The organism is Desulfovulcanus sp. (assembly GCF_982781345.1).
Genome location: NZ_CEYAEZ010000007.1, coordinates 35,940 through 60,144, shown reverse-complemented (window position 1 = coordinate 60,144; position 24,205 = coordinate 35,940). Strand labels below are relative to the sequence as shown.

Annotated in this window: 24 protein-coding genes; 9 read left to right on the top strand and 15 right to left on the bottom strand. The window is 42.3% G+C overall.

Translation table 11 applies throughout. From position 1 onward, the window contains the following. Positions 1-134 precede the first annotated feature (134 nt). The 3 genes from AC3WVG_RS02255 to AC3WVG_RS02245 form a co-directional block, all read right to left on the bottom strand. Entirely contained in the window at positions 135-872 is a 738-nt protein-coding gene (locus AC3WVG_RS02255) for an adenosylcobinamide-GDP ribazoletransferase (RefSeq protein ID WP_488796556.1), read from the bottom strand. Beyond that, positions 869-1,648 (bottom strand): SAM hydrolase/SAM-dependent halogenase family protein, encoded by a 780-nt coding sequence (locus AC3WVG_RS02250; protein WP_488796555.1) that lies wholly within the window; start codon positions 1,646-1,648, stop codon positions 869-871. Before AC3WVG_RS02250 ends, AC3WVG_RS02255 begins: the two co-directional genes overlap by 4 nt. A 254-nt stretch (positions 1,649-1,902) precedes the next feature. Continuing rightward, positions 1,903-2,766 carry a YitT family protein gene (locus AC3WVG_RS02245; RefSeq protein WP_488796554.1) on the bottom strand — a complete coding sequence of 288 codons (864 nt, stop codon included), beginning with the start codon at positions 2,764-2,766 and terminating at the stop codon, positions 1,903-1,905. A gap of 251 nt (positions 2,767-3,017) precedes the next feature. On the opposite strand from AC3WVG_RS02245, the gene AC3WVG_RS02240 reads away from it, so the two are divergent. Next, complete coding sequence (locus tag AC3WVG_RS02240) at positions 3,018-3,884, top strand: DUF2156 domain-containing protein (RefSeq protein WP_488796553.1); 867 nt, start codon at positions 3,018-3,020, stop codon at positions 3,882-3,884. Positions 3,885-3,948: 64 nt separating this feature from the next. Here the strand turns inward: AC3WVG_RS02240 and AC3WVG_RS02235 are convergent, their stop codons facing one another. The 3 genes from AC3WVG_RS02235 to AC3WVG_RS02225 form a co-directional block, all read right to left on the bottom strand. Beyond that, entirely contained in the window at positions 3,949-4,797 is an 849-nt protein-coding gene (locus tag AC3WVG_RS02235) for a transposase (protein ID WP_488796552.1), read from the bottom strand. A 125-nt stretch (positions 4,798-4,922) separates the two neighbouring features. Beyond that, a complete protein-coding gene (gene topA, locus AC3WVG_RS02230; RefSeq protein ID WP_488796551.1) occupies positions 4,923-7,190 on the bottom strand; it encodes a type I DNA topoisomerase in 2,268 nt (755 codons plus the stop codon). A gap of 120 nt (positions 7,191-7,310) precedes the next feature. Next, positions 7,311-7,700, bottom strand: a complete 390-nt coding sequence (locus AC3WVG_RS02225; RefSeq protein ID WP_488796550.1) for a Ros/MucR family transcriptional regulator — start codon at positions 7,698-7,700, stop codon at positions 7,311-7,313. A 461-nt stretch (positions 7,701-8,161) separates the two neighbouring features. Here AC3WVG_RS02225 and AC3WVG_RS02220 point away from each other — a divergent pair, with 461 nt between their 5' ends. Beyond that, positions 8,162-8,653, top strand: coding sequence for a hypothetical protein (locus AC3WVG_RS02220; RefSeq protein ID WP_488796549.1), 492 nt, complete (start codon positions 8,162-8,164; stop codon positions 8,651-8,653). A gap of 333 nt (positions 8,654-8,986) precedes the next feature. Here the strand turns inward: AC3WVG_RS02220 and AC3WVG_RS02215 are convergent, their stop codons facing one another. The 8 genes from AC3WVG_RS02215 to AC3WVG_RS02180 all read right to left on the bottom strand — a co-directional run bounded on the left by AC3WVG_RS02215 (position 8,987) and on the right by AC3WVG_RS02180 (position 15,603). Next, positions 8,987-9,493, bottom strand: coding sequence for a hypothetical protein (locus tag AC3WVG_RS02215; RefSeq protein WP_488796548.1), 507 nt, complete (start codon positions 9,491-9,493; stop codon positions 8,987-8,989). 6 nt (positions 9,494-9,499) lie between these two features. After that, on the bottom strand, positions 9,500-10,111 hold the full coding sequence (locus AC3WVG_RS02210) for a hypothetical protein (protein ID WP_488796547.1): 612 nt from the start codon (positions 10,109-10,111) through the stop codon (positions 9,500-9,502). Continuing rightward, the gene (gene thrB / locus AC3WVG_RS02205; protein ID WP_488796546.1) at positions 10,096-10,626 is read right to left on the bottom strand and encodes a homoserine kinase; all 531 of its coding nucleotides are present in this window, start codon (positions 10,624-10,626) and stop codon (positions 10,096-10,098) included. Before thrB ends, AC3WVG_RS02210 begins: the two co-directional genes overlap by 16 nt. Before the next feature lie 10 nt (positions 10,627-10,636). After that, positions 10,637-11,362, bottom strand: coding sequence for an ABC transporter ATP-binding protein (locus tag AC3WVG_RS02200; protein ID WP_488796545.1), 726 nt, complete (start codon positions 11,360-11,362; stop codon positions 10,637-10,639). After that, on the bottom strand, positions 11,362-12,129 hold the full coding sequence (locus AC3WVG_RS02195; RefSeq protein WP_488796544.1) for an ABC transporter ATP-binding protein: 768 nt from the start codon (positions 12,127-12,129) through the stop codon (positions 11,362-11,364). Before AC3WVG_RS02195 ends, AC3WVG_RS02200 begins: the two co-directional genes overlap by 1 nt. A 13-nt stretch (positions 12,130-12,142) precedes the next feature. Next, a complete protein-coding gene (locus AC3WVG_RS02190; RefSeq protein ID WP_488796543.1) occupies positions 12,143-13,156 on the bottom strand; it encodes a branched-chain amino acid ABC transporter permease in 1,014 nt (337 codons plus the stop codon). A 178-nt stretch (positions 13,157-13,334) separates the two neighbouring features. Beyond that, the gene (locus AC3WVG_RS02185; protein ID WP_252381321.1) at positions 13,335-14,264 is read right to left on the bottom strand and encodes a branched-chain amino acid ABC transporter permease; all 930 of its coding nucleotides are present in this window, start codon (positions 14,262-14,264) and stop codon (positions 13,335-13,337) included. A gap of 175 nt (positions 14,265-14,439) precedes the next feature. Further along, positions 14,440-15,603 carry an ABC transporter substrate-binding protein gene (locus AC3WVG_RS02180; RefSeq protein WP_488796542.1) on the bottom strand — a complete coding sequence of 388 codons (1,164 nt, stop codon included), beginning with the start codon at positions 15,601-15,603 and terminating at the stop codon, positions 14,440-14,442. A gap of 370 nt (positions 15,604-15,973) precedes the next feature. Between AC3WVG_RS02180 and AC3WVG_RS02175 the strand changes: the two genes are divergently transcribed. From AC3WVG_RS02175 to hemC, 3 genes are all read left to right on the top strand, one after another. Beyond that, the gene (locus AC3WVG_RS02175) at positions 15,974-16,594 is read left to right on the top strand and encodes a D-sedoheptulose 7-phosphate isomerase (RefSeq protein WP_488796541.1); all 621 of its coding nucleotides are present in this window, start codon (positions 15,974-15,976) and stop codon (positions 16,592-16,594) included. Between the two features lie 251 nt (positions 16,595-16,845). Continuing rightward, positions 16,846-17,091, top strand: a complete 246-nt coding sequence (locus tag AC3WVG_RS02170; protein WP_488796540.1) for an FmdB family zinc ribbon protein — start codon at positions 16,846-16,848, stop codon at positions 17,089-17,091. 52 nt (positions 17,092-17,143) lie between these two features. Beyond that, on the top strand, positions 17,144-18,064 hold the full coding sequence (gene hemC / locus AC3WVG_RS02165) for a hydroxymethylbilane synthase (RefSeq protein ID WP_488796539.1): 921 nt from the start codon (positions 17,144-17,146) through the stop codon (positions 18,062-18,064). Between the two features lie 58 nt (positions 18,065-18,122). Here hemC and AC3WVG_RS02160 read toward each other — a convergent pair whose 3' ends face one another. Then, the gene (locus AC3WVG_RS02160) at positions 18,123-19,283 is read right to left on the bottom strand and encodes a hypothetical protein (protein ID WP_488796538.1); all 1,161 of its coding nucleotides are present in this window, start codon (positions 19,281-19,283) and stop codon (positions 18,123-18,125) included. 132 nt (positions 19,284-19,415) lie between these two features. On the opposite strand from AC3WVG_RS02160, the gene AC3WVG_RS02155 reads away from it, so the two are divergent. From AC3WVG_RS02155 to AC3WVG_RS02140, 4 genes are all read left to right on the top strand, one after another. Next, on the top strand, positions 19,416-20,375 hold the full coding sequence (locus tag AC3WVG_RS02155) for a rhomboid family intramembrane serine protease (RefSeq protein ID WP_488796537.1): 960 nt from the start codon (positions 19,416-19,418) through the stop codon (positions 20,373-20,375). An 11-nt stretch (positions 20,376-20,386) separates the two neighbouring features. After that, positions 20,387-21,745: an MATE family efflux transporter gene (locus AC3WVG_RS02150; RefSeq protein WP_488796536.1), complete on the top strand. Its 1,359-nt coding sequence runs from the start codon at positions 20,387-20,389 to the stop codon at positions 21,743-21,745. A 78-nt stretch (positions 21,746-21,823) separates the two neighbouring features. After that, a complete protein-coding gene (locus tag AC3WVG_RS02145) occupies positions 21,824-22,222 on the top strand; it encodes an FxsA family protein (RefSeq protein WP_488796535.1) in 399 nt (132 codons plus the stop codon). Between the two features lie 21 nt (positions 22,223-22,243). Beyond that, complete coding sequence (locus AC3WVG_RS02140) at positions 22,244-24,094, top strand: UbiD family decarboxylase (protein WP_488796534.1); 1,851 nt, start codon at positions 22,244-22,246, stop codon at positions 24,092-24,094. Positions 24,095-24,205: the final 111 nt, after the last annotated feature.

Here is a 24,205-nt window from a genome sequence, read left to right as displayed (position 1 = left end):
AAGCAAGTTTTAGATGGGTCCAAGTCTTTGTACCAGCATGAAAGAAACCAAGACTTAGAATAAGCCATGAAAATTAAGTTGATAAAAAGGTTCGGTTACAAGCTTTGGTATTGTTTTTCCCAGATTTTTTAACCTTATGAAACAAGCAGAACACAAAAGAGACCGCTGATTTCTCCCCAGATAATTGCTGCCCCAAGAAAATCACCGTTTAATCCTTCCTGTTTGCTGGCCAGCCTGTAAAGCCTGAGCAGTCCAGGGCCAAGAACTAAAAAGGAGAAAACGACCTGCTCAAGATTTAAGATAGAAAGGCCTAAAATGAGGTTTAGGGTTAGATTCAAGATTAGGACATTTGGGGTGGCGCCTTGCAGAAAATATTTGCCCATACCGGGTCTTAAAAGGTTTCTTCCCGAAAAAGCGAGAATAACCGCTGCTGTCCGGCCCAGGACAATAGCCCAGATGATTATGGGCCATTTGTTAGCTGCTGCAATTTCATAATTTAAAGTAAGTTGGCCAGTGAGCCCCAGGATGAGACCGATTACCCCAAAGGCACCAGTATGGCTGTCTTTAACTATGGTCCAAAATTTTTCTCCTTGCGCATTACTTCCTAAGCCGTCCCAGATATCTGCCCAGCCATCCCAGTGCAGGGCCCTGGTCAAATAGATGTTGAGGCATAGTATAATCCAGGCCTGGACAAATGGATGCCCCTGCCCCAGACCCAGATAAAAGGGTAGAGTGATAATAAGCCCTAAAATAAGACTTACAGGGAAAAAATAGATCATGCACCGGCTCATGTCTTGAGGGCTGGCCACAGGGGCTTTGCCAAGCCGCGATAGAAAGGATAGCGTCAATAGAAATAAGTTTTTATGGTTCATTTTTGAAGAGACAAAGAGACTTTTTGGCCTATTGAAAGGTTTAGTCTTTTATGGGCACTGGCTTGGTTTAAGGCCAGTTCATACATTTTTTGGCTGCCAGGGATAAGCCCTAGTTCATTTGTCGGTATATGGGCATACGTGGAAACCAGGTGAAGTTGAAGTTCATTAAAAAAGAGACGAGAGTGTTGCTTAAGAGTTGTCTCCCAACTGGTAATAGGTAGGTTGAGGACTATGTTACCAAAATGATCAATATGTAAAACAGTAGTGGTTATTTTCTGATCTTTATACTCTGGCTGGATATGGGGTAGCATATAAATGCTGTCCGGGTTAATTTCTTTACCCAGGTCATGCGCTTCTTTTCCAAGGCTTAAGCGAGCGGCCAAGGGTGCAAAAATGTCGCGGCCATGAAAAGTGCTGCTGGCCATAAAATCTTCATGTGAGACAGTATAGACTTTATCCAATAGATGTTCTTGGGCCAGCATCGTAAGCAGGCCATTGTCCGGAGCAAGGAAAAGACATGCTTTGTTTTTAGCTATAAGAATCCTCCTTTTTGTGCCTACGCCTGGATCTACAACGCAGACAAAAATGGAATTTTTAGGAAAATAGGTATAACTTGACCATAAAAAATATGCCCCTTGGAGAATATTGAAGGGCTGGATGTGGTGGGTTAAATCGATAATTTTTATTTGGGCATTATAGCGGGCGATAACCCCTTTTAGCTGGCCTACATAGATATCTTCCAGGCCAAAATCAGTTAGCAGGACTATGGGTTTCATAACAAGGTCTACGGGTTAAGATGTTAAAGTTAAAGAGTGAAGAGGTAAGAAGATAGAAAAAATTAACTTCTTAGTCTTTTAGAGTCTGTGGCCAAACTTTACTTAAGAGGACAATATTTCATAATTTTTTTTCAATCCTGATTTCTTTCAAGCTGGTGCAAATGCTTGAACCCAGCCCTTTGCAATGCTTTCAAGAAACCAGGCTTTTCAATCTGGTAGTCAAAATGGGGTTTGGCCACAGACTCCTTTAATCTTTAATAGACTTTTCTTTTGGAAAATCCGCGTCCAATGACATTTAATGTGTTTTCAAAAATGACAAAGGCCTCTGGGTCAATGGAAAAGATTATTTCTTCAAGTCTTTTGAGTTGGATATTGTTGACCACGGTCATGACGATTTTTTTGCGTTGACCAGTATATGCTCCCTCACCATAGATGAGAGTTGAACCGCGGTGTAAGTTTTCATTTATGCTTTTAGCGATGGCATCTGGGGAGTTACTGATGATGAGGACCATTTTGCGTTGATTAAATAAAGACATAAAATATTCACTGACAAAGGAAGAAACAAAGACTGCTGCCAGTGAAAATAGCACCAAGTCAGTATCTAAAAAAGCAAAGCTTAAAGCAAAAATGATGAAATTAAATAGAAAGTTTGTTTGGCCAATGCGTAAGTTAAATTTTTGATGCAAAATGATAGTCAGGATACTTGCGCCTCCTGTTGACCCCAGAGTTCGAAAGGCTATGCCGCCTCCAGCACCTGCAATACAACCGTAACTTAGTGCTGCCAGAAAGTGATCATGAATAATAATGCGAAAGTTGATGACCTCCAGAAAAAAAGTCATGGCCAGCATTCCAAAGAGACTATAAAGAAAAAATCTTCGGCTGACAAAAATGAGTCCGAGGACAAATACGGGTATGTTTAAGAGAAAAAACCAGATACTTGGACTTAGTTTATGTGTGGAGTAATAAAAAAGAAGGCTTAAGCCCGAAATTCCGCCGCATATAAACTGATGGTCCAGGGCAATGGCCTTAATGGATGTGGCAATAAGAAAGGCCGCCAGAGTCAGGAGCCCAAGGTTCCATGGAATAGAAAAAGTAAAATCGCGAATACTTTTTTTCACTTCAACTCGTCTCCAGGCATCCAAACCAGATACTCTGGCTTAGGTGCCCTGTTTTCGATTTGTGTTCTCGGCCTTCGACAAAACGAATTTGTCCCTTTGAAGAGCAATGATTTTTCCGTCAAAAAAATAATCCATATTTGGTTGACCAGCGAAAAAGAGTCACCTAAGGCTATATAGTTTGGGTCTGCAGGTGCAGATTGCAATTAGTTAATATATCGAAATTTTTAAGGGAATTCACGAATCACAAAATTATGAATTTTGTTAACATAGCGCTTTCAAGACAGGATGAATATAATAATTTCTTTTGTCAATGTACACAAAAGGCATCAGACTATAGTCTGGCCAATATTTGGGGATGGGCAGAAGAATATGGTATAAAATGGTCTTTTGCTTATGATTTGGTCTGGCTCAAACAAACCAGACCGGAAGAAGTTTTTTGGGCTCCTGTTGGCGATTGGGACCTGGATTGGAGAAAAATTTATAGTCGTATCAAGAAACCTATTCGCTTTATCCGTGTCCCTGAGAAGTTAAAGCAAATCTGGCTTGAGCAACTGCCTGGGATCATGGTGCAAGAGTCCAGGGACCATTGGGATTACCTTTATCTTGTTCAGGAACTTATAGAGCTAAAGGGGAACAAATTTCATAAAAAGAAAAATCTATTGAATCAGTTTGTAAAAAAATATGATTTTACTTATGTTGAACTTGAACAAACATATATTGAACATGCCCTTGCCTTACAGACTGAATGGTGCCTGTGGAAAGAGTGTTTCAATTCGCCTGCGTTAGATGCAGAGAATAAGGTCATCATAAGGATTTTTCACGATTTTGATAAGATAAAAGGTTTATTTGGAGCTGGACTTTTAGTCGATCAGAAAATGATTGCCTACACAGTGGCTGAGGAGTTGGAACCAGACACCCTGGTTATCCATTTTGAAAAGGGATGTCCCAATTATAAAGGGGTTTATCAGGCCATAAACCAGCTATTTTTAAAAAATTCTGCTTCCGGATATAAGTATGTAAACAGAGAACAGGACCTGGGTGAGCTTGGACTGCGTAAGGCCAAAGAATCCTATCATCCGGTAGGCTATTTAAAGAAATATGAAGTTATTTGGAAATGATATTTGTTGATTGTTCCGCCTCCGGCGGGATTAGGTTGACTGGCTTGTCTGATAATTAAAAAGGCTATGAGTTATTTAATGTGTCATTAGGGATCAAGGCACACAGATAACTGGCTAGAGTAGTAAAGGCATCGCTGTTGCGGTGGTTATAGCGAAATTCTAGTTCTTTAAAGTATAGTAAAAAGCGTTGGGGATTCATGGTTTTGAACCGTTTGAGCCTAGGCTTGGCAAAGGCCCAGAAATTTTTGTTGCCATCAATGGCGAGAGATTTGCCATTGTGTTTTAAACCGTATTGGGCAGAAATCCCGTCATCGTAAAATAAGAGGCTTAAGTATTCTTTATAGCGGTCAGAATAGACAATGTGCCCGATATTTTTAGTTTGTAGGTGAAAATTAAGTTTAAAGTGAATTACTGTCTCTAGGCTTAAATCTGGTAAAAAGTCCACAAAGACCTGGTCTGACCGCTCCAAGATACCCAAAATCGGACTGATCCTTCTGGCAGGCGGTTTGTTTTTTAAAAGAGAAAGCAGGGATAGGGAAGCAATAATCTGCGGTCCATCCAGGGAATGGGCTAGGATTGCCAGACGAAGGACTGTCAGGGCCTTACGAACAGTATTATAGCTAACATCTAGCTGTTTGGCCATAACATCCGTGGCTACCTCCAGTTCAAAGAGTTTTAAAAATCTCAACCATTGCCGGGGAGAAAGTTGACCATAATTGATAAATCTGCGGCTGAAGTCATGGAAAGTATAGCCACACCTGGAACAACGTCTTTTGCCGCTGGAAAGTTTATACAGCTTCCGACAGCGGCAGCGTGGACAAAAGCGTTGATAGTTTTTCCAGCAAAACTTGAGTAGAAATTTTTGCGCTGCAGCTCTGGTTTTGATTATTTTTTCGTAATCATAAAGGTACATAATTTATATGTTTAGGAATATAGGATTTGGGCAGCTTGGAAGTTAAGTTCATGTTAAAAAGTGAGTAGAATGGTTGCTGAATTTTTGCACCTCCCTTTTTTGTTCTTTCTAATCTTCTCATCTTTCTATTCAATCTTTTCCCAGTACCGGCATCCTTTTTCCGGACAGGCAAGATGCTCTCCTCTGGCTTTGGTTGTTTTTTTGACCAGAATTTTTGAGCCGCATTTAGGACACTCTCTCTCCACAGGAAAATTCCAAACAGCATAAGTGCATCCGGGATATTGGTCGCATCCGTAAAAGACTTTTCCGCGTCGAGAACTTCTTTCCACTAATTCTCCCGGACAGCCGGGGGCAGGACATGGAACATGGGTGGAAAATGGCTTTGTATAATTGCATTCTGGATAACCTGTACAGGCAATGAACCGGCTGCCTATACGCGCTTTTTTTTCCACCAAGTCGCGGCCACATTTTGGACAGGTTCCTGCTTTCTTTAATTCTATGGGCTCTGAAGGGATAATTTGAATTTTGCCTGATTCATCCCGTGTAAAATTGGCTGTATTTTTACACTCCGGATATCCAGAACAGGCCAGAAAGGTTCCGTTTCGACCAAAACGAATAAGCATGGTCTGGCCACATTTGCTGCATTTTATATCAGTTTCTTTGCCAGCCTTAACTTCAGCCATTTCTTTTTGGGCTTTTTCCAGCGTAGGGTAAAATTCTTGAGCAAATTTCTGTAAAACATCGACCCAATTCTTATCTCCCATGGCAATGGTATCCAGGTCTTTCTCCATAGCTGCAGTAAAGCTTGCATCCATGAGTTTGGGGAAATGTTTGACAAGGAGATCGCACACTACATTACCTAGTTCAGTGGGAACAAATTGCTTTTCCTGCCTGGTTACGTAATCTCGGTCTGTAAGGGTCGAAATGATGGTGGCATAAGTTGAAGGACGGCCAATGCCCAATTCTTCCAGTTTACGCACCAGGGAAGCCTCTGTAAAGCGGGATGGAGGTTGGGTAAACTTTTGTTCTTTGGAAAGTTCCAAGAGATTTAAAACTTGGCCTTCTTTCAGTTCAGGTAATTCTTTGTCGGTCTGATTTTCGCCATGAGCATAATAAATCTTTAAAAAACCCGGGAAAATTTGTCTCTGACCTTTGGCGCGCCAGAGAGTACTTCCGGCTTTAATGGTCACCACTGTATCCCAGAACTTGGCCGCAGCCATTTGCGAGGCCATAAAGCGTTGCCAGATGAGTCTATAAAGACGAAAGTGATCGGCCGGAAGATAGGTTTTGACCATGTCCGGGGTGAGGCTGGGATCCACTGGGCGGATAGCCTCGTGTGCATCCTGCGCCGCAGCCTTGGTTTTAAAATTTCTTGGCTTTGGCGGGCAGAACTTCTGCCCCAGGTTTTCCAGGATCCAGGCTCTAGCTGCTTCCTGGGCTTCTTTAGCAATGCGTACAGAATCTGTGCGCATATAAGTAATCAGAGCTGTGGTACCCATATCTCCCAGGTCAACACCTTCATACAGTCTCTGAGCAACGGTCATGGTCTTTTTAGCTGAAAAATTTAGCCGGGTGCTGGCTTCCTGTTGCAGTGTGGAAGTAATAAAAGGAGGCTTTGGTTCTTTTTTCCTTTCTTTTTCCGTGAGCTCTAAAATTACAAACGATGACTTACGAACTTCCTGTTCAAGCTCTTGTGCTTTTTGGGCGGAAGGAATGTGGGCCTTTTTCTTGTTGATCTTCCAGAGTTCAGCTACAAAGTCTTTCCCTTGGTCCGCTGAAGGCTCCGTATTTTTTTCTGCCTCTAATCTGACTTTGAACAGCCAATATTCCTCGGGAACAAATTTATGCCGTTCCCTTTCTCTGTCTACAATAAGGCGTAACGCCACAGACTGGACTCGACCAGCTGATAAACCTCTTTTGACCTTTTTCCATAAGATAGGGGAAATCTTATACCCGACCAGGCGATCCAGAATGCGCCGTGCCTGCTGGGAGTTAAACAGGTTTTCGTTCAAGGGCCGGGGGTGTTTCAGGGCTTCCTTTACTGCCCTGGCAGTGATTTCGTTGAATTGAATCCGGTTGTAATTGGGATTTTTATCTTTGATAAGCTCAGCTATATGCCAAGCTATGGCCTCACCTTCCCGGTCCGGGTCCGGAGCAAGAAATACCTGGTTTGCCTGAGAAGCTGTAGCACGCAATTTATTGACGATTTTTTTCTTGCCAGGAATAATTTCATACTGGGGTTGGAAATTATTTTTTTCATCTACTCCCAGTCTTTTTGTGGGTAAGTCGCGTACATGACCTACTGATGCTTCAACCAGATAGTCTTGTCCCAGAAATTTTTTGATGGTCTTTACCTTTGCCGGAGACTCAACAATAATTAAATCTTTACTCATAATAGGGCGGCTATATCCAGATGGTGTGGTATTTTGCAAGTAGAAAAATGATCAAAAACAAAAAAGTGAGGCTAATGGCCTCACTTTTTTGTAACAAAATTGGCTTGTGGTTTAATTAATCTATTTCTTTTTTCTCTTTTCCCATAGCCTCATGTCTTGCATTTTTTTTCTTCTTTCTCTAGCCAAACCTTTGGCAACCAAAGAAGTGTTCTTTTTATAACCCCATTTTTCTTTGTATTCTTCTGGGGTTAGTTCGTGAGAAGCAAGGTGTTTTTTGGTCAATACTTTAAAGGATTTTCCACATTCCAGACAGACAATGCTTTTTTCACGAATGGCTTTCTTTGGGTCAACTGGGGGTTTTGTGGCTTCTTGTTTTTGTTCTCCTTCAGCCACGTTTCGGATACCTTCGGCAAGTGTTCTAACCATAGAAGTTATTTCGTCTTCGGTCATATTACGTACACTTGCCTGAGCTTTAACAATTTCTAGTGCTTGTTTTAAATACTCTTCCATTTGTACTTACCTCCAATGTTTTATTAATTTAAAAAAAAAGATATGCGAGCAATATCACTTTATTAAACACAGAGTTTTTTTTTGTCAATAAGAAAAGAAAATCTGTCAAGTTTTGATTATTGTTTAGAACCTTTTTTCTATAAACATATTTGTAAAAAAATGTAAAGATATGCTATTTTTTCATATCTCTTTAAGGCTCGAAGATTTATTTTTGACCTCATTAAAAATATGTTTGCTTTCTATAAAAAGCGTGCCTATTTTTTTTATGATTGTTACTATTTAATATTATTTTAAAAAAGGTATTTTTTTTAAAAAATAGGATGTTGGTCTATAGCAATATGGATAGAGGCTGATTTATGTGTAACCTATTTAATTATAATTGGTTTTTTTTTGTTGCCTGGCAACTGTAAAGTCGATAACTTTATCCTTAGCAGGGGTAACTAAAAGATAAGGAGATACTTATGGAGAACAAGATTCAAAGTGCAGTAAAAGAGGTCTCAAAACCTTTTAAATTCGAACATTGGCTGAGGTTTTATTTTGTTCATCAAGATGGAGAAGATTTGGTTATTTTTTTAAGTCCCGAGCAACTTCAGAAATTAAAGGAGAAATACGGTCAGTTGGCTAGATTGGCCGAAGAGTTAAATGGTAAGGTGATATCTCCGCAGCTTTCACAACAGATTATTGTTCAATATATCCAGCAAATCTTCGATGGTATTAAATACGAGCTAGGGTTTATTCCCAGAGTTTTGGATAGCTTGGAATTTAATACTGAAATTCATGGCTTTAATATTTGGGTTTCCTTACATGAAGACCAGTTGGATAAGAAGGTGCTTGATTTTGATAAATGGTTGGAAATCTATGATGAGTGGAAGAAAACAGAAAATGCTCAGAAGATAATTATGTCTTTAAAAGTTAATGGGATGCAAAATGTCGGCTCAAATAAGCTAAATTAGGTTTAGAGCCTGTGGTCGAACCTCTTTATCAACTTAATTTCCATGGTTTATTCTAGTCTTGGTTTCTTTCATGCTGGTACAAAGGCTTGGACCTATCTAAGGTTTGCTTGCGGATAGAGCATAATGGGATATTTTGGGTAAACAAATATTTTTTTATTATCGATAGTTATGGTCAATCTCTCAAAACATTTAGCCCATTCACCCCGATGCTCTGTTTTTCCGTAAACTTCGCCAAGATGGCTTACCCAAGCCGTTTGTAATGCATTTCAGAAACCAAGACTTTCAATCAGCGGTTAAAATAGGGTTCGGCCGGCCACAGGCTCTTTAATAAAACTACCTTGTTAGCGCCCCCTGGCTGGCATAAAAGACTCTAGTCTTTTCTCCTGTCAGGGGGCGGTCAGTTATTTTGTCAAACTGGTGGGGGGTTAGTTGCATACTATAGCCAAAAGTGACGAATAAGGGGCCTGCCGAGGGGAGTTTCTCCGGCTGGAGCTGAAACTCGAATTGTACTCCTTTGATGTAATCTAACTTGCGAGGCAGATAGACTTTAAGAGCTTTGGCCACCACATGTCCATTTATATCACTTAAATAGGCAGAGAGCCATAGGTCTTGAATCCACTCTGCCCATGCGGGAATAACTTCTTTTTTGGGATAGGCAACCCCTCTGATATTATAGGAGTTGTCTATAAATAAGGTCTCATACTCAAATGTCCAAAAACGCATGTCCAAGGTTTGGCTTGTATTTAATGACCAGAGGTTTTTGTTCAGGTGTTTTACGCTCAAATGCGTACAACCGAGGAAGAACAGTAGAGGGAGTAAAGCTAAAAGATATTTTCTCATCTTAGCTTACCTTGCGACAAGTTTTGGCGGCCCGAGCATAATCATCTCGGCCAGCGTTAAATTTACTTTAGGCATGTTTTTGATCTTAGGCCCGACAAAAGCCATTTCCAAGTGAGCTAATTGTGTGTAGAAGTTTGTTCGGTCCAAAACCGGATAGTCTTGCAAAGAACTACACAATTCCTGGCAACGGTAACAACCAGGAAAAGTGAGCCTTTGTTTGTCAGGTCTGGTCAAAGAATTGGGTACGCCATGCATCCGACAGATCATAAGTCGATATTTATACAGGACGCATAGGCCAGCTTCATTAACGGGGCACATAATGTTTGGTCTTATGCCCTGGTTGAGATTTTCTTTGGCTCTTTGGACATAGTTCTTGGCCCGCGCAATAATTCGATCCTTCAGGTCTTGAGGACAGGAGTTCAACCCTTTCCAGAAATAGGCCCATTCTAGATAGGTGTGATGTTGAAAAAAGCTAGAACAGCAGTTATCCGGACATTCCTGGCAAGTAAGGCCAATCTTTTCAGCGCATTTATTATAAACTTCCTCCATTTGAGCATAGAGTTGTTCTAATCTATTGAAGGCGATTTTAGGCAGAATCTTTTTTATTTTTTTAGCCATTGTTCAATTAGTTGTACACATTTTTGAGGCGAATTCTGGTCGGTACTGACTACAAAGTCAGCATATTGTTCATATAGCGGTTTTCTTTGCATGTAAATGTCTTCCAGAGTTTGTCCTTTGTCCATGGCTAGGCCACGGGTGGAGAGATTTTGGACCCGTTCAAGTATGGTTTGCAGCTCCGAATGCAGATAGATGATGGGGCCCAGACTTTTTAAGTAGTCCATGGCTGGTGCGCTGTAAACTACACTTCCGCCGGTAGAGATAACACACCGGTTGAGTCTGAGGTCTAAAACTATCTTTTCTTCGGCCTGTAGGAATCCCTTAAGCCCCAGATGGTCGCGAATGGATTGTAGATTTGTTCCCCACCATGCTTCCAGGAGCCTGTCTGTGTCAACATGTGCCCAGGATAAACTTTGGCTGAGTAGCCTACCCAGGGTTGATTTTCCTGAACCAGCCATGCCAATCAAGGAGATACATGGCTTTTTCTGGACATAAAAGGACGATTTTGAATTCATGAAAAATGGTCTAGCCTCCCAGATAAGCCTTTTTGATATCTGGGTTTTCCATTAATTCCTGAGAAGTGCCCTGCATAACTATTTCACCGGTATCAAGGACATAACCCCTATGGGCAAAGTTCAATGCCACCCGGGCATTTTGTTCAATAAGCAAAATGGTCATGCCCTGTTTGTTTAGTTCCTTTAATGCCCTGAACATATCGTACATTAAAAGAGGTGCCAGACCCATAGATGGTTCATCAAGGAGAATAAAGTTAGCTCCTGTCATCAGGGCACGACCCACAGCGAGCATTTGCTGCTCACCTCCGCTTAGTGACTCACTACGCTGCTTGCGCCGCTCATAGAGCCGGGGAAACAGATCATAGACCCGTTTGAAATCATTTTTGATGTTTGGGTCATTTTTACGAGCATAAGTTGCCAGGACCAAATTTTCTTCCACGGTCAAGTTTCCAAAAATATGTCTGCCCTCCGGAGCCAGCGCAATTTTTAATTTATGAACCACATCATGAGGTTCTGTTTTGAGGATTGATTCGCCCTTGTATAAGATATCCCCTTTGGTCACTTTTGGTCCTTCAGGCGGGGGAACGCGAGTAATGGTGTGCAAGGTGGTAGTTTTGCCTGCACCATTAGCTCCGATGAGGGTCACAATTTCTCCTTCATTTACATGAAAAGAAATACCATGCAAGGCCTCAATATTTCCATATTTGACGTGTAGATCTTTAACTTCGAGTAACATTAGATTGTCTCATCTCCCAAATAGGCTTTGATTACTTGTGGATTGTTCTGGATTTCCTCTGGGGTGCCTTCGGCAATAGTGGCCCCAAAGTCGATTACCTTTAGCCAGGAGCAGAGGGTCATGACCACTGTCATCTGGTGTTCAATCATCCAGATGGTGATCTTAAATTCTTCATGGATCCACTTAATCAGCCGGATCAGGTCCTTGACATCAGCAGAGTTCAAACCTGCAGCTGGCTCGTCTAAAAGCAAGAGATTTGGTTTGATAGACAGAGCTCTTGCAATTTCCACTTTTCTTTGCATCCCATAAGGCAGGTTTTTAGGCTTTTCATGGATATATTTTTTCAAATCAAGTGCTTCCAGGATATCCATTGCTGTATCCAGGATGCGCTTTTCATTTTCCCTGTATCTTCTGGTGCGCAGAATAGAGTCAAATAAACTATAACCGAGATTATAATGTTGAGAGATACGGATATTGTCTAAAACTGTCATTTCATGCCAGAGGCGGATGTTTTGAAAGGTTCTGGCAATACCTAATGCTGTAACCTGATGCGGTTTTAGCCCGGCAATATTTTTTCCTTTGAATATAATTTTTCCTTTTGTCGGTTTATAAAATCCGCTGACCAGATTGAAGACAGTGGTTTTACCTGCTCCGTTAGGTCCAATGAGCCCCATTAATTCACCGCCTTCAAAGCGGATGTTAAAGTCTGAAAGAGCGCATAATCCCCCAAAATATTGGGTTAGGCCATGTATTTCCAATAAGGACATAATGTTCTCCAACCTATTTGAACTTATATAATTTTCTAAGACCTGGAAAAATGTCTGATAGCTCTTTGTTGCCCATTATTCCTTCAGGACGGAATTGCATGAGGATAATGAGGAGAAGAGGGACAACTATCCACTTGATGATTTGCAAAGGGCGTAAAAGTTCCAGAAGAAGAGTGAAAGCAATTGCCGAAAGGACTGAGCCGGATAATGAACCCATTCCTCCGAGATAGACCATGACTAGGGCTTCAGTTGACTTGAGTATGCCAAAAGAGCTTGGATTTACATAGCCCAGGACATGGGCGAACAGTGCCCCGGCCACGCCGGCCAGACCTGAAGAAATCATAAAGGCTATCAACTTCATTTTGTTGGTATTCACACTCATTATTTCAGCAGCCACTTCATCTTGATGAATAGCAACTATCCCTTTGCCCAGAGTGGATGAAACAAAGCGGCGGATCATCCAGATTGACAGAACGGTAAAAATAAAGACCCAGATGATCATCCAGGGAAGGAAAACCACATCTTCCATGGCAAAAATAGTATTTTTCATCCCCATAAATCCTCTGGCTCCACCAATGCTGTCCAGGTTGATGATGGTGGTGATAATTATATAGTTGGCCGCTATGGTGATGATGGCCAGGTAGTCACCTCTGGTTTTAAAGGAGGGAATTGCTACCAAAAGCCCAGCCAGTGCAGCTATTATAAATGCGACGACTAAAATTAAAGGAAAACCTAAAATGGCGTATTCAGGTGAAAGTAATGGCGGGCCAAAGACCCTGTCTTGAGCGAATAGGAGAACGCTTAATACAGAAGCCACATAGGCCCCGACAGCCATGAATCCAGCATGGCCACAAGAGAATTCTCCCATATATCCATTTACTAAGTTTAAGCTGCTGGAATAAATAATATTTATACCCATAAACATTAAAACAGATTGGGTATATAAATCTATTAATTCATAGTAGGATAGGCCAACAAGTAGGCCGAACAAAAGAAGCAAAGTCAAAGGAACTGTAAATCTTCGCATACTTATCCTTTGTGATGTTCCTGCAATCACGCCCATGGGCGAAATTGCAGCGGGTTTTAAGTTGTTTTAATAGATTATATTCTATTCTATTGCCAAAATAAGACTAACTGATTTTTTGGGATACGCATCTGTTTTACAGATTTTTTAAAGCCAATACCAGAGTCTTTACTTCAGACTCCTAAATTTTTGTTGTTTTTGCTACGCCGAACAGCCCTGTGGGCTTAATAGAGAGAATTAGCAGCAGTATACTAAAGGCTATTAAATCCCTGAATGTAGATGGGAAAAAGGCCACAACCAGAATTTCCACAAATCCGAGGATGTATCCGCCGACAAAGGCTCCCCGTATATCACCGATTCCTCCGACAACAGCGGCAATAAAGGCTTTCCAGCCTATAATGGCTCCCATGTATGGATCTAAAATGGGGTAGGACATTGCGAATAACAAACCAGCTAAACCAGCCATGGAAGAACCTAGAATAAAAGTAAAGACAATAATGGTATCTATGGGTATCCCCATTAAGGGGACAGCAAATTTATCATAGGAGATGGCCCGCATGGCCATTCCGATTTTTGTTTTGGTAACGATAAAATGCAAAAGACCAAATACCAGAAAGGCAGAAATTATTACGGCAATTTTTAGGTTGGTTACACTGATGGAACCGAACGTGTAGACTACCTTGTCAATGAGTTCGGGAAATTTGCGTCGACTGGCGCCTAAAAGGGCCAGGTTGCCGTTTTCCAGAATCAATCCGCACATGAGTGCGGTGATGACTACGTACAGCCGGTTGGCTCCTTTTCGGCGTAAAGGGCGATAAGCGACTCTTTCAATGAACACGCCCACACAGGCAGTGAGGACCATGGTTAGTGGGATGGTCAGTGCCAGGACTGCCCATTTGGGCAGGGCCAGTGGCAGACCAAATGAATATTGGCCCAGGAAGAAAGTGGCCACAAAAAAAGCAATATAAGCACCAACCATGAAAATATCGCCATGGGCAAAATTAATGAGTAGGAGTACTCCATAAACCAGGCAATAACCCAAAGCTATTAATGAATAATAACTGCCCCATTGTAAGGCATTGAAAATGTTTTGTATAATACTTTCGAACACCAGATTACCTCATTGGTCATGTGTTTTGAGTTCTGTGTTTTATGATTGAAAATTTGCAGTTCATGTCGATAAAAATTATTTCCTGCGCATATTATCCCGCGCAGGAAATAAAAATTCTAAAAGCATAAAAAGACAAAGCGCGAAGGAAACCCTCACGCTTTGTCTAGTTAGTTTGTTATGGGCATACAGATTTGGTGAAGACGAACTCACCATTTTCATCAATACGAACCACAACGGCACATTTGATGGGGTCACCCTGGTCATCGAACTTCATTTTGCCAGTGATGCCATCAAATTCTTTAATGCTAGCCATGGCATCGCGGATGATCTTACGATCTTTTCTTACGCGACCGGTGAGGTGACCAGCTTCCTGAATGGCCTGGAGAACAATACGGGTTGCATCCCATGTCAGAGCGGCTACATCATCTGGGGTGTAACCATATTTGGCTTTATACCTGTCAATAAACTCTTTTGTGGCCCCGGTAGCTCCAGCAGCAGCATAGTGAGTTGAAAAGTAGTGTCCTTTACAATCGTCACCACACAAGGTCATGAGCTCAGCAGAACCCCAGGCGTCAGATCCCATAAAAGGTCCATTCCAGCCGAGATCGTGGGCCTGTTTTACGATCAGGGCAACCTCATTATAGTTGTTTGGCAGAAAAATAAAGTCTGGTTTTGCAGCAATGATTTTTGTCAACTGGGCACTGAAATCCTGATCCTTATCGCCGTAGCTTTCAAAAGCGACTACAGAGCCAGGACCGTTTTTCTTTTCAAAGTCTTCCTTAAAAATTTCTGCGAGACCTTTGCTGTAATCATTGGCAAGGGCAAAAAGAACAGCAGCAGTCTTGGCTTTGAACTGTTTCATGGCGAAGTCAACAGCCACTGGTCCCTGGAATGGATCTAAAAAGGCAGCCCTGAATACCCAGGGACGGTCCTTGGTTGTATCGGGATTGGTGGACCAGGGAGAAATCATTGGAGTCCGGTTGTCATTACAGACTTGACCAGCTGGTACAGCCTGTTTACTTGAGTTTGGTCCGACAATGGCCAGTACCTGATCTCTCTCAATCAGTTTTAATGCTGCAGCAACAGCGGACTCGGCTTTGGATTCATTATCTTCATAAATGAATTCCAATTTGTATTTTTCGCCGCCGACTTCGAGTCCACCTTGACTATTGATATCCTCTTTCAGCATTTCTGCAGCGAACTTGGAGGATTCGCCTACCTTGGGGATATCACCCGTCAGGGGGATGTTAAAGCCAATTTTAATTGTTTTCCCAAAGGCGAATCCAGAAACCAACAACACAAAGCAGGAAACAACAGTGGCGAAGAGCAATTTCCTCATCGTCAACCTCCTTAAAAAGTTTTTCCGAGCCATAATAAAAAAAGATGTAAAATAAAAGAGAAAAATTATCCGAAAATTGGTTTGATGGATTTGTTTTTTGAGTATAAAAAGTAAGAGAGTTTATGGGTTTGTCTTTCATTAATTTTTACTATAGTCTATTTGATACGATTTGTTTGCCGTTTAATGTTTGAGATTGCTTCGTCGTTTCTCTCAGGCTCGCTCCCCGCAATGAATGGCAGCGCAGCTGCCCGTGGCAATCTCGTCCATTGATGAAGGCTGGTTCAAAATGTCCTTTTATTTAATTATTTGTAAGACTCAAATAAAAATCACTAAATTAAGTTTTAAAAATAATGTCAATAAGGAGTAAGTTATGCCTGATCAGGCACTGACTATTATCAGCGAGCATGCGCAAAAAGGTGTTCTTGTCCGGGAGAAGTTTTTTAAAGATAATGCACAGGTTTTGGTCGAAGTTGCCAGGATCTTGGCTGTTAGTCTGGCCCGGGGAGGCAAAATACTTTTTTGTGGCAATGGCGGAAGTGCAGCAGATGCCCAGCATTTGGCTGCGGAGTTTGTCAACCGTTTTTTAATGGAAAGGCCTCCCCTCCCGGCTCTGGCCTTGACAACCGATACTTCTGTCCTAACTGCAGTGAGTAATGATTATAGTTTTAACGAAGTATTTGCTAAACAGGTCAAAGCTTTGGGTCAGGCTGGAGATGTCCTGGTAGGGATTTCTACTTCGGGCAACAGCCACAATGTGAATAAGGCCTTGAGTCAAGCCAGAGAGTTGGATATGATTACTGTGGGTTTGAGTGGGAAAAATGGGGGCGAAATGGCCGATTATTGTGATTATGTTTTAAGTGTCCCGGATAAAAATACACCTATAATTCAAGAGGTACACATTGCTGCCGGGCATCTATTGTGCCGCCTGGTAGATTACTATTTGTTCGAAGCTGTCTCTGAATTGGAGAAGTATCTAGTGAGTGATGAATAAGCCCTAAAGCGGACGTTGAGAAAGGTGAAGAGCGGATAAAAAAAGCAGTAGAAACGGCACATGCACGCTCGGAAGTGATGCGTGTAAAAGTGGCGTCTCGAAAATTTGTATAAGAGCCTGTGTATAACTTAAAATGATTGAAGAGTCTGTGGTCAAAATGGGGTTTGGCCACAGACTCTGAAAATATAAACTGCAAAATTTTATGCTGTCCCGACTAGGGGGATAATCCAAGAGTATTAGGAGGATAAGATATGCCTATATATGAATTTCTTTGCAATAAGTGTAAAAGAGAGTTTGAAGAACTGGTTTTTAAAGAAAATGAGCAGGTTCAGTGCCCTGACTGTGGATCTCAGGATACCCAAAAATTGATGTCTGCCTGTAAGTTTCGGACTGGCGGCCCCATTGTTTTGGGCAAGCCTTCTTCTAATGCCATTACAACCAGAGGCAAGGCTGGCTGCGCCAGTTGTTCCGGTGGTAATTGTTCCTCCTGTGGTTGATAGGAGACAAATTCCAGGAAACGCAAGTTGCAAGTAATCAGTGGAAAAGACAATGAATAGAATTATTATTGCTACTAGAGGTAGTAAATTGGCTTTGTGGCAGGCTGAGCATATAGCTGGACAGCTTATGTCCCGCTACCCTGAGCTTGAGGTGAGGTTGCTAAAAATTAAAACCAAAGGGGATAAAATATTGGATGTCCCCCTGGCCAAGGTGGGAGGGAAAGGGCTTTTTGTCAAAGAAATTGAAGAAGCGCTTATGGATGGCCGGGCGGATATTGCTGTTCATAGTATGAAAGATGTGCCCACAGAGCTTCCTGCGGGGCTTAAACTAGGCATTATTCCTGAGCGTGAAAGCCCAGAGGATCTGCTCTTGTCCTGTAAGTATAAAAATTTAATGGAGTTACCTGAGAAGGCTAGAGTAGGCACATCCAGTCTGCGCAGGCAGGCGCAGCTTTTGCAGTTAAGACCGGATCTGGAGGTGGTCTCCCTGCGGGGAAATCTGGATACACGGGTAAGAAAATTAAAGGAAGGGCAGTTTGATGCCATTGTTGTGGCCAAGGCTGGCATGCGTCGGTTGGACCTGACAGTAGATTATGAATTTGAACTTGCTCCTCCCAGTTTTTTGCCGGCGGTGGCGCAAGGAGCTTTGGGCATTGAATATGCTGAAGATCGTCAGGACTTGGATGAACTTTTGGGTTTTATGGATCACGCTCCTACCAGATTTTGCGTCCAGGCGGAAAGGGCTTTTCTACACGGCCTCGATGGAGGCTGTCAGGTGCCCATTGCCTGTTATGCCCGCTACGGAGATGACCAATTACATATAACCGGCCTGGTAGCTGATCTTAAGGGTGAGAGAATGGTCAGACAAGAAAAGACAGGTAAACCAGAGAATGCGTGGCAGTTGGGGCATGAGCTTGCCCGGGAAGTTTTAAAGGCCGGGGCGAGAGAGATTCTTGAAGAACTTTATGCTTAAAGTTAAGTAAACATTTATTAGAAGGAGCCCTGCATTAGCGGGGCTTTTTTGTTGATAGTTAGTTTAAATTGGTTTTGGATACAGTGTTTAACTGGGCCTTCAAGTCGAGGCAAGTTTTTTTACCTAGACATAATTTTAGATATTCAAGATTGAGGACAGCTTCTAAATGATGACGGTTTATTTTTTGTAGATAAAGGCCACTTCTAAACTCTTTTTGTATGTCTTTACTGTTTAACAGAGATGTGCAGGGACTAATTATGGCCAGTTGTTGAAAATAAGCAGCTAATTCTTGCCGTAACTCATCTGTAGTTTTCTGCCTGATTTGTTTGTTAAATTTTATTAAATTCTGCACGGGGGGCAAATTTGGCGAGTGAATAATGGTTTTTATCCCTTGAGCAAATCTTTTTAATCCAGCCAGAATATGCTCTGGTTGTACAAAATTTATGTTCATCCATCCTGCTTTTAACCAGTTGAAAAAGGCGCATTTTGTTTTGTTTGGCCCAGTTTGAATGTAAATCCCTATTGAGGCTGACTTGTAAATATATGAATCAACCCAGCCTAAACCAGCTTTGGTTAAGCCTAGCTTTTCTGAATAAAAATAGTTCCAGTTTTCGTCCGGGCCAATGATTTCCCCTTTCTGGCCAACTTTTGACTTATTTTTTTGTCTGGAGATGGAAATAAGAACTCTTGTCTGGGCAAAGGGCATAAGGATAATGACTCTGTCCAGATCGTAACCATAGTATCCACCTGAAAACAGGTCCGGAGTATTTTCTTCGTATTCCACCCCGGAAAAGATAATGGGTTTACTTAGACTGTCTACCTGGCTCCATAAGCTAGCTAGCTCCAGTCCGTCGCTGCTAGAAATTTTTTTCCAATAGGCAAGGCGAATAGATGATGGACGCAGAATGTTGGATGGTAGCTGGGGGTTAAACCCATAAGCTAATATCTTTTTTAAGTCAGACTTAAGGGTGAATTGATAAAAAGCCCCTGTCATATTGGCTCGTTGGGGAAGGGTAAAGGATGAGTTTGGGTTGTGAAGAATAAAGTTTAAGACGGACTCAATGGTCTTATGAACAAGAGGCTGACTGGGGTTTTTGCTCAGGGAGAGCAAATAAGATAGATTTAGATTTATTGGCTCAGGTAATGGTTGGGCGTGTCCAAGATGAGATTCAGCTAAAAAAAAGACAAATAGACAAAAGGTAAATATACGTTTTAACACAGTGCCTCATAATTCACTAAAAAATTGTGATATGCAAAAACATATCTGAGTCAACTTAAGCAGAAACAGTCAAGAGGGCAAGAGGTTTTTAATCAAATCCAATTCTTTGGGCAAAAACCATGTAAGGCATCAATGGACAGAGCCAAAAAAACGTTTAATCCTAAGCCTAACGAATCAAAAGACGACATAAGTATGCAAAAGGGATATACTGACATGGCAGGCCTGATTCGGGATAAAATGCAAGTTGAATTTAAAGCTGAGTGGGAGTTGGTACTTTTGGCGTTGGGTATTGACTATCATTGGGGCAAAAAAGGTGAATTTTTGGTGCCCAACGAAGTAGTTGCGAGAGCTGTTCGTGAGATAGAAGAGTATGAGGAGGAAGTGTTTCAAGAAAGACAAAAAATGACAATGGAAAGTCCCGATTTAAATGACAATAAAAAAGCCTGGTTCAATTTACTTGTTATATCTTTTTTATTGCTATTTTATACTTTAATCGAACAAAATATTTTTCGGTTGACTTTGGAGAATTGGGTAATTTTGGGTGGTGTTGACGGAGAAAAAATTCGTGCAGGTCAATGGTGGCGTGTAATAACCGGTCTTACATTGCACAGCGATCCAGCACATGTCTTGTCCAATGTAGTATTTGGAGCGCCATTTGTCGTTGGGGTTTGTGCCAGGTGGGGGCTGGGCTTGGGCTGGATGACCATAATTCTTTCCGGTGCCATAGGCAATTTGATAAATGTTTTTGTTTTAGGTCCTAGACACTTGAGCATAGGTTTTTCCACAGCGGTTTTTGGGGCGGCCGGCATTTTGGCCACCAATCTTTTAACAGAAACAAGAGGGGGTGGTAGTTGGTTTAAGTGTATTTTCTACGGCCTGAGTCTGTTGGCTTTACTTGGAGGTGGAGGGCCAAAAGTTGATCTGGGAGCACATTTTTTTGGTTTGGTTTCGGGCTTGTTTTTAGGGGTTATTCTGCATAAATTGATTTTTTTTGATCCCAAGAAGAAATTCACTGAAATAATTTTGTTTTTGTCTGTCTTAGCCATTGTCTTGTGGGCGTGGGCTACCACCATACTTAATCACTCAATTTAAGGACGGAGTCATTGCAGGAAAAAAATCAAACCAAAACGCCATATAGAACCATCTGGGAGCTTGCCTGGCCCCAGGTGTTGATGATGTTCTTTCATTTTTTGATTGGTTTTGTGGATGTGTGGGTGGCCGGAAGGCTCGGTCGGGAAGTCCAAGCCTGTATGGGGCTGATCACTCAAGCCCTATTTTTCTTTCTTGTTGTGGCCATTGCCGTGGCCAATGGTAGTGTGGCGGCCATTAGTCAGTCTTTGGGTGCTGGTCTGAGAAGGAGAGCCCAGCGTTATATCGGCCTTGGTTTAGAAGTAGGTATTGTCTTGGGAGTGGTTATTCTAGGGGCTGGTTATATGACCAAGGATGTGTTTTTGGATTTGTTGCAAATACCAGAGAGTATCTCGCCCATTGCCAGCTATTTACTCCAAGTTTACCTCTATATTTTACCAGCCTACTATCTTTTTATTATCAGCAATGCCTTTTTTCGGGCTCAAAAAAAAGTCATGTGCCCTTTTTATGCCATGATAATTGTCACCATTGTCAATACCTTAGGTGATTTTGGCCTGGGCTTAGGACTGTGGGGGTTGCCAAAACTTGGTTATAAAGGCCTTGCCTGGAGTACCTTTGCCTCTATTATGTGCGGGACTATTTTTAACCTTTCTCTCCTCATACGTGCCAAAATGTTGGTACGGCAGAGTTTTGCTCCCTGGCGCTGGACAAAAAAGGCTTGGCCCTATTTGTTTAAGGTAGCCTGGCCAGCAGGCCTTATGCAAATTGTCTGGCACTCAGCCTATATGGTCCTGTATGGAATTGTTGCTTCGTTGCCCAAGGGCAGTGTAGTTGCTTTGGCCGGTATGAGCGCAGGGATCAGGGTGGAGTCATTTTTATTTTTACCAGGTTTTGCCTTTAATTTTACAGCCTCCATTTTGGTGGGCCACTATCTGGGGGCTAAGGATGTGGCCGGGGCCAAAAAGATTGGCTATCGGGTCATGTTTTTGGGACTTACTTTGGTAAGTTTTATGACTATCTTGTTGTGGTTGGCGATAGAACCCATTGCCAGTTTTATTGCCCCTGATCCACAGGTTAAGATGGAGGCCATCAACTATTTGAAATACAATATGGCCGCCATACCGTTTTTGTTGCCGGCTATAATTTTAGGCGGGGCTTTGACCGGGGCCGGGGCAACTATTTATCAAATGGTTGTCATGGGCACTTCTGCCTGGTTAGTGCGCATTCCATTGGCCTATTTCCTTGGACATATTTATCTTGAACAGGCTACAGGAGTGTGGTTGGCAATGTTTTTGTCCATGGTTTTTCAAGCAGGACTTATGCTTTATTTTTATCAATTTAAGGATTGGCCCAGGTTTGCCATGCGTAAGTAAAGGACTTGGTCTTTATTTCGAGGCATCAAAGATACATTGGTTTGACAATAAACTTTAAAAAGATTTAGGTATGATGTAATGTTTATTAAGTTTTTCTTGCTTTTTGCTTTAGTTCCAATGCTAGAACTGTATATTCTAATCAAGGTCGGTTCTATTATTGGGGCAGGGCCAACAATTGTTCTAGTCATTTTAACTGCCATCGTTGGAGCTTATTTGGCCAAGCAACAAGGATTGCATACAATGTACAGGATAAGACAAAGCCTGAGTCAAAATATGTTGCCGGCCGAGGAGTTAGTGGATGCATTGTTAATTTTGATTGCTGGGCTGGTTCTTCTCACACCGGGTTTAATTACAGATATGCTTGGATTACTTATTCTTTTTCCGCCTACACGTAAAAGATTTAAAATTTGGCTATATAAAAAAATTTCCCAGTGGATTGATAAGGGGGATGTCCATATTTACTATCGCAAATGGTAGATGGTTTACAGGGGGAAATAGATGGGCTTTAGAAATTTAAGTCAGTGTTTACAGGCCCTGGAAGAAAGGGGCGAGCTGATTCGCATTGACCAGGAAGTGGATGCCAACCTGGAGATTGGCGCTATACAGCGACGCGTATTCAGGGCTAAGGGACCGGCCCTTTTGTTTACCCGGGTGAAGGGGTGTGCCTTTCCCATGGCCGGAAATATTTTCGGGACCATGGATCGGATAAGATTTATCTTCGAGGACAGTTTAAAGGCCATAGATAAGCTCATTAAGCTCAAAATAAGTCCCTGGGAACTTTTAAAAAGACCATGGCAACTGTTCGACGTACCCAAAGCTCTTTTTCATACTCTGCCCAAATGGGTGAAAACTGGGCCGGTGCTTGAGAGTGAAACTAAAATCAGCCATCTGCCCCAGCTTAAATCCTGGCCCATGGATGGAGGAGCCTACATAACCCTACCCCAGGTTTATACTGAGAGTCCGGAGAAACCAGGTATAGCCTGCTCCAACCTGGGTATGTACCGCGTGCAACTTGGTGGCAATGAATACGAGCAGGACGTGGAAGTCGGGCTGCATTATCAGATACATCGAGGGATTGGCGTTCACCATCAACAGGCCTTAAAACAAGGCATACCTTTAAAGGTGAATATTTTTGTAGGCGGACCACCGGCCATGACCTTGGCAGCCATTATGCCTTTGCCTGAAGGGGTGGCTGAAATTCTTTTTGCCGGGGTGCTGGCTGGGCATAGAATAGAGTTGATCAAAAGACCTAACCATCTCCCTATCTTGGCCCAGGCAGATTTTTGTATTGTCGGACATATTGATCCAAGAGGGGAGAAGCCAGAAGGTCCCTTCGGCGACCACCTGGGTTATTACAGTCTGAAACATGACTTCCCTGTGCTCAAAGTGGAAAAGGTTTACCATCGTCATGGGGCTATCTGGCCTTTTACCACTGTGGGTCGTCCCCCCCAGGAAGATACAATTTTTGGTACATTTATCCATGAGTTGACAAAAGAATTGGTGCCCACGGTATTTAGCGGAGTCAGAGAAGTGCATGCCGTGGATGCTGCGGGGGTACATCCTTTGCTTTTGGCCATTGGCCGGGAAAGTTATGTGCCCTATGCCCGGGAAAGGCAACCCCAGGAGCTTTTAACCTGTGCCATGTCATTATTGGGCCAGACCCAGACCTCTCTGTCCAAATATGTATTTATTGCTGCCCAGGAAGATGACCCCGGGTTGAGTGTGCAGCATATCCCCAATTTTTTTAAACATGTTTTGGAGCGCATTGATTTAGGAAGAGATCTTCATTTCATTACCAGGACAACCATGGATACCCTGGATTACTCCGGTATCAGTCTAAATCAGGGCTCAAAATTGATTGTCGCTGCTTGTGGACCAAAAAAAAGGGAATTGGGTCTGCGACTGCCAGATAATAGCAGCAGCCTTTATCTCCCCTCAGATTTTGGACGGATTAAATTTTTTGCTCCAGGGATTGTTGTTTTGCAGGGCCCAAAACATAAACAGAAAAGAGATACGCAGGATCCTAAATTGAAGGAATTGGGCGCGGTTCTTGAAAAGACCAAAAGCCTAAAAGATTTTCCTCTGCTGGTGGTAGTAGATGACAGTGAGTTTACCGCAGCAAACTGGGATAATTTTTTATGGATAGTCTTTACCCGTTCTGACCCGGCCACGGATATTTATGGTGCAGGCGAGTTCATTCACTGCAAGCATTGGGGCTGTATAGGTCCTCTAATTATTGATGCCCGATTGAAAAGTTATCACGCGCCGCCGCTTGCGTCTGACCCGGAGATAGAAAGAAAGGTGGATAGGTTGGGAGAGCCTGGCGGTCCTCTACATGGTATTATTTAGTTTGTTTTTAGATGTTAAAAGGGGGGACATAGGACTGAGCAGGACGGAGGGTATAGTTTTTAGCCTTGCGTCTTTAGTCCAGAGACTTACATATAATTAATAGGGAGGAAG

Coding starts and splice junctions, on each gene's coding strand:
- AC3WVG_RS02255 (WP_488796556.1), bottom strand. CDS start 872: ATGAACCATAAAAACTTATTTCTATTGACGCTATCCTTTCTATCGCGG.
- AC3WVG_RS02250 (WP_488796555.1), bottom strand. CDS start 1,648: ATGAAACCCATAGTCCTGCTAACTGATTTTGGCCTGGAAGATATCTAT.
- AC3WVG_RS02240 (WP_488796553.1), top strand. CDS start 3,018: ATGAATTTTGTTAACATAGCGCTTTCAAGACAGGATGAATATAATAAT.
- AC3WVG_RS02235 (WP_488796552.1), bottom strand. CDS start 4,797: ATGTACCTTTATGATTACGAAAAAATAATCAAAACCAGAGCTGCAGCG.
- topA (WP_488796551.1), bottom strand. CDS start 7,190: ATGAGTAAAGATTTAATTATTGTTGAGTCTCCGGCAAAGGTAAAGACC.
- AC3WVG_RS02225 (WP_488796550.1), bottom strand. CDS start 7,700: ATGGAAGAGTATTTAAAACAAGCACTAGAAATTGTTAAAGCTCAGGCA.
- AC3WVG_RS02220 (WP_488796549.1), top strand. CDS start 8,162: ATGGAGAACAAGATTCAAAGTGCAGTAAAAGAGGTCTCAAAACCTTTT.
- AC3WVG_RS02215 (WP_488796548.1), bottom strand. CDS start 9,493: ATGAGAAAATATCTTTTAGCTTTACTCCCTCTACTGTTCTTCCTCGGT.
- AC3WVG_RS02210 (WP_488796547.1), bottom strand. CDS start 10,111: ATGGCTAAAAAAATAAAAAAGATTCTGCCTAAAATCGCCTTCAATAGA.
- thrB (WP_488796546.1), bottom strand. CDS start 10,626: ATGAATTCAAAATCGTCCTTTTATGTCCAGAAAAAGCCATGTATCTCC.
- AC3WVG_RS02200 (WP_488796545.1), bottom strand. CDS start 11,362: ATGTTACTCGAAGTTAAAGATCTACACGTCAAATATGGAAATATTGAG.
- AC3WVG_RS02195 (WP_488796544.1), bottom strand. CDS start 12,129: ATGTCCTTATTGGAAATACATGGCCTAACCCAATATTTTGGGGGATTA.
- AC3WVG_RS02190 (WP_488796543.1), bottom strand. CDS start 13,156: ATGCGAAGATTTACAGTTCCTTTGACTTTGCTTCTTTTGTTCGGCCTA.
- AC3WVG_RS02180 (WP_488796542.1), bottom strand. CDS start 15,603: ATGAGGAAATTGCTCTTCGCCACTGTTGTTTCCTGCTTTGTGTTGTTG.
- AC3WVG_RS02175 (WP_488796541.1), top strand. CDS start 15,974: ATGCCTGATCAGGCACTGACTATTATCAGCGAGCATGCGCAAAAAGGT.
- AC3WVG_RS02170 (WP_488796540.1), top strand. CDS start 16,846: ATGCCTATATATGAATTTCTTTGCAATAAGTGTAAAAGAGAGTTTGAA.
- hemC (WP_488796539.1), top strand. CDS start 17,144: ATGAATAGAATTATTATTGCTACTAGAGGTAGTAAATTGGCTTTGTGG.
- AC3WVG_RS02155 (WP_488796537.1), top strand. CDS start 19,416: ATGGACAGAGCCAAAAAAACGTTTAATCCTAAGCCTAACGAATCAAAA.
- AC3WVG_RS02145 (WP_488796535.1), top strand. CDS start 21,824: ATGTTTATTAAGTTTTTCTTGCTTTTTGCTTTAGTTCCAATGCTAGAA.
- AC3WVG_RS02140 (WP_488796534.1), top strand. CDS start 22,244: ATGGGCTTTAGAAATTTAAGTCAGTGTTTACAGGCCCTGGAAGAAAGG.